The organism is Vibrio sp. D173a (genome assembly GCF_030248475.1).
Window position 1 is genome coordinate 1 of the sequence record NZ_JAHGAH010000776.1, and the last position, 652, is coordinate 652.

A 652-nucleotide genomic window follows, 5' to 3' on the forward strand; every position below is an offset into this window, starting at 1 on the left:
CTCAACTTTATCGACGTTCGCATATTGAATAATGGTCGAGGTTCCGTTGAAGTACGGTGTTAAGTCACGGTCTATCAAGTTTTTGACATCATTAAAGAAACCTGTCGCTTGCACATAACCATCGACACCCGAATACATGGCTGAGAACTCGTAAGTCTTGGAGGTTTGTGGTTTCAGATCTGGGTTACCTAGCAGTGTGCATCGACCGCCACAGCTGACTAATGAGAAATCCTCTGAAGATTGGAAAAGCGTTGGTGACTTAAAACCTTCTCCGTATCCACCCTTGAAGGTAACATTGTCGATACCGTTATAAACAAAGTAGAGGCGTGGGCTAAAATCGTTACCAAACTGGTTATTGTGTGTAAGGCGTCCACTCAGTGTTGCTGCAAAATCATCCGTTACGAAATACTCATCTTGAACGTAAACAGCACTCTGCGTTACCGAGCGGGAGCTTGAGTAATCACGCTCATTTTCCACACTGGTATAAGAGACTTGGCCGCCGAATGATAGGATCTGGCTTTCAAATTGGTCGACCACAAACTTGGCATCAACAGTGTGATTATCTTGGCTAAGCTCTGCTACATCCACCATTGGGTGGAAGTTGTTTTCATGCACTTCGGCGGTCTCGTAGAAGTAACTCGTGTCCGATTCA

The 652-nt window shown here is 45.1% G+C and carries 1 protein-coding gene; it reads right to left on the reverse strand.

Going from position 1 to position 652, the window contains the following annotated elements:
• The coding region (locus KIV40_RS29195) for a TonB-dependent receptor domain-containing protein (RefSeq protein WP_285352728.1) at positions 1-652 on the reverse strand (652 nt) is incomplete at both ends.